The organism is Azospirillum sp. UFLA03-27 (genome assembly GCF_059803775.1).
On record NZ_JAUQTX010000420.1, the window covers coordinates 1 to 3,326 of the forward strand.

Annotated in this window: 5 protein-coding genes; 4 read left to right on the top strand and 1 reads right to left on the bottom strand. The window is 67.2% G+C overall.

The window, feature by feature from the left end; genetic code table 11:
• Positions 1–910, top strand: a 910-nt coding sequence (locus Q4I23_RS31740; RefSeq protein ID WP_498528868.1) for a Tn3 family transposase, incomplete at its 5' end; no start/stop codon positions are given.
• On the opposite strand, the gene Q4I23_RS31745 is transcribed toward Q4I23_RS31740, so the two are convergent.
• On the bottom strand, positions 853–1,458 hold the full coding sequence (locus Q4I23_RS31745; RefSeq protein WP_498528869.1) for a transposase: 606 nt from the start codon (positions 1,456–1,458) through the stop codon (positions 853–855). The genes Q4I23_RS31740 and Q4I23_RS31745 overlap by 58 nt on opposite strands.
• A 13-nt stretch (positions 1,459–1,471) precedes the next feature.
• Between Q4I23_RS31745 and Q4I23_RS31750 the strand changes: the two genes are divergently transcribed.
• The 3 genes from Q4I23_RS31750 to Q4I23_RS31760 form a co-directional block, all read left to right on the top strand.
• Positions 1,472–1,624: a hypothetical protein gene (locus Q4I23_RS31750; RefSeq protein ID WP_498528870.1), complete on the top strand. Its 153-nt coding sequence runs from the start codon at positions 1,472–1,474 to the stop codon at positions 1,622–1,624.
• Between the two features lie 408 nt (positions 1,625–2,032).
• Positions 2,033–2,329 (top strand): hypothetical protein, encoded by a 297-nt coding sequence (locus Q4I23_RS31755; RefSeq protein WP_498528871.1) that lies wholly within the window; start codon positions 2,033–2,035, stop codon positions 2,327–2,329.
• 23 nt (positions 2,330–2,352) lie between these two features.
• Positions 2,353–3,326: tetratricopeptide repeat protein (locus Q4I23_RS31760; RefSeq protein WP_498528872.1), on the top strand; the 974-nt coding region annotated here is incomplete at its 3' end.

Genomic DNA, 3,326 nt, shown 5'->3' on the forward strand with positions numbered 1-3,326 from the left:
CGTCGGCCGTGTTCTCCTCAACCGAAAAGAATCACGACCAACCGGCCGTGCACAGCCCTTTTTCCGCATCCTGCTAATGCCGCGGATCCGCAACTGGCAGGACCTGCACTTCTACCGACCGGACAAGGCAAGCCTGTACGAGCGCATCGACACGCTGTTCACCGCGACGGTGGACTGGGCGCTGATCGAGACGCTGCTGCCCGACATGCAGCGCGTGGCCCTATCGGTTCGCGCCGGGCGGATACGCCCCTCGGCCATTCTGCGCCGGCTCGGCACCTACAGCCGCAAGAACAAACTGTACTTCGCCTTCTGGGAACTGGGCCGAGTGGTCCGAACGATCTTCCTGCTGAACTTCCTGTCCTCGCTCGAACTGCGCCACTTGATCCAAGCGGCGACCAACAAGAGCGAGCTGTTCAACAAGTATGCTCAATGGACCGCCTTCGGCGAGAGTGGGCTGGTGAGCGAGGGCGTGCGGGACGAGCAACGCAAGCTGATCAAGTACAACCACTTGGTTTCCAACTTTCTGATCTTCCACACCATCGCGTCGATGACGCGGGCCTTGAACCAGATGGCCATCGAGGAGATCGCGGTGGACGCGGACGCCTTGGCCAACCTGAGCCCTTACCAGACTGAACACATCAACCGCTTCGGACACTACACTCTGAACTTCGCGCGTGTTCCCGCTCCCTTGCCGTCGCAGATTGCGGTTCCCAGCTCCGCAATCAGAGGCGCCCTCCGTGGCCATTTCGGCTCAGGATGCCCCTCAGCTTGCCGATGTGTGAACTTTACGCAGCTTTGGTTACCGTCCCCCTGTAAGGGATCAGATGCGGAGGCCGATCAACCGGCACTGCATCAGAAAGGCCGGTGCGCCGTCCCTACCGTCTTCAATTCCGATGTTCGTGACGCATAACCGAGTCCAGGGCCAAGCATGCTTTGCTTGGACAAGGGTCCAGATTTCGTGGCGTCATGTATCACGGTATCAGGCTCTCTGCAGCGTGTTGCATCGAGGCGAGGGGGGCAAGGGATCGCCCCATTCCCACCATTGATGTCGCCAGTGAAGGAGGCCACCGGGTCCGTGATTTGGTCGAGCAAGGGCCCGACCTGGGCGGCGTCATCCACCTCGCGGCCGGTCAGCGTGGCCGCAACGATCCGACCACTCGCCGCGTCCATGCCGATGTGCAGTTTCCTCCAGGATCGCCGCTTCCTGGTCCCATGCTTTTCGATCAGCCACTCGCCCGGCCCACACAGCTTCACCCCGGTGCTGTCCACCAGCAGGTGAAGCGCTCCGCCGGTCGGACGCGCCTTGCTGGGCAGCGTCACCGTCCTGGCCCGCCGTGCCATGGTGGAATGATCCGGCACCGGCAGAGCGATCCCGAGCAGGTGCAGGATTGAGCCGATGAGACCTTCGGTCTGGCGTAGCGCCGGATGGAAAACGGCGCGCAGCTTCAGCGCCGTCAACCGAAGGGCTCGCGTGGAGGGCCAGATCGGGCGCTGGACGCAGGTCATCGGTGATGGACTGCGTTTCCATACCGTCAAGGCGCAGGTCACTGAGGTCGCCATCGCTGCCGAGGTCCTCAATCGCATGCGCGACCTTGGACGCCCGGAGGCCGTTCGCGTCGCCTGATCAATGGTGGGAATGGGGCGATCCCTTGCCCCCCTCGCCTCGATGCAACACGCTGGACTGTGGGCGAGCGCGAGGCTTCGGCGGAGGTGCCGACGGGTCAGCCGGTCGAAGGCCGCCCGGTTCCCTGCGGCCGTTTCGGCCATCAGCGTTTCGTCGTCATCCTCGTCGATCACCATCACGCGGCCATCCTCTGCTCCTTCCTGCGTCCGAGGCCGTTCGGTTGGCTCCGGCGGGCCTAGTTGCCGGTGATACGTGGGCCGGACGGAACTCCTACACCGCTTCCGCTGATTTTTTGCCCGACCGATTGTTTCGCCGCGGGATGCAAAAAATCCCGAGACCGCGCAGGAGTCCGGCAGGACGCCACGTATCAACGCCGGGAACAATTTTCGGGCAAATGGGGGACGGGACATGTCGGACACGCTGGCCGGTGTCAACTCCATGGCGTCGGGTCTGACCGGCTCCATCAACAACGCCATCTCCGCGCTCCCGACGCTGAAGGACCAGGAGGCCGCTGCGGCGAATGTCCAGGAGTTCCAACAGCGGGTCAAGAAGTCTTCGTCCAACCTGAAAGGTCAGGTTCCGGGCATCGGCATCCTGGCGAGGAACGTCACCCGCCTGAACGACGCCATCACCAGCCTGTCCGCCATCTCCCACGGGCGGAGCGGCACGGACAGGTTGCTGACCAGCCTCCGCCTGTTCGTCTGACGCACGTTTCACCGGTAACGACCATGACGGATCATCCTGACAGTGCGGCAGCGGACGGCTGGCGCGGCGGCCAACACTCGCCCTGGGACGCGGTTCTCTTCGACCCGGCGCGGGCGGAGGGCACCTTCCTGCTCGGGCTGGCGGCGGCTCGGCTGGGGCGTTCGGAGGCGGCGATGCGCTGGTTCCGCCGCACCGTCCGGCTGCAACCCGGCTGGACGGACGGCTGGGCCGCGCTGGCCGACGCCGGCCGCCGCGCCGGCCGCTGGCGGGAGGCCGCCGCGGCCAACGCGGCACTGCTCGTCCTTGCCCCCGCCCACGGCGCGGCCCTCGCCAACCTTGCGATGCTGGAGCGGGGCGCGGGACATCCGCGGGCGGCGGTTCGCCGGTTCATCCGCGCCCTGGCGCTCGACTCCGGACAGGCCGGAACCTGGAACAATCTGGGCAACGCGCTGCGCGACCTGGGAGCCACCGCACAGGCCGCGGCGGCGTGGAGGAGGGCGCTGGCGCTCGACCCGGGCCAGGCGGACGCTCTCGGCAACCTCGGCGGCGCGCTGCGCGACCAGGACCGTTACGCCGAGGCGCGGGTCCTGCTGCGCCGCGCGCTGACGCTGGCGCCGCAGCACGCGGCGCTTCACGGCGTGCTGGCCTATGCGCTGAGCGGTGAAGGGCGGCTGGTGGAAGCGGAGCGGGCCTGCCGCCACGCGCTGGCGCTGACGCCCGCCCTTGCCGACCCGCTGTGCACGCTGGGTCTGGTGAAGCAGCGGCGGGGTGGCGGCGATGCCCTGCGCTGGTTCGATCGCGCCGTGGCGGCGACGCCGGGCCACCCGCTCGCCCGCTTCAACCGTGGTCTGGCGGAGCTGGAGAGCGGCGCGCTCGCCGACGGCTGGAGCAACTACGCCTGCCGCTTCGCCGCCGGCCGTGCCGGGCGGGAGCGGCGCTTCGCCATCCCCGAATGGCGGGGGGAGCCGCTGGCCGGCAAGCGGCCTGTCTCTTATAC

Bases quoted from the DNA above. Each gene is read 5' to 3' on its own strand.
- Q4I23_RS31755 (WP_498528871.1), top strand. From the start codon at position 2,033: ATGTCGGACACGCTGGCCGGTGTCAACTCCATGGCGTCGGGTCTGACC.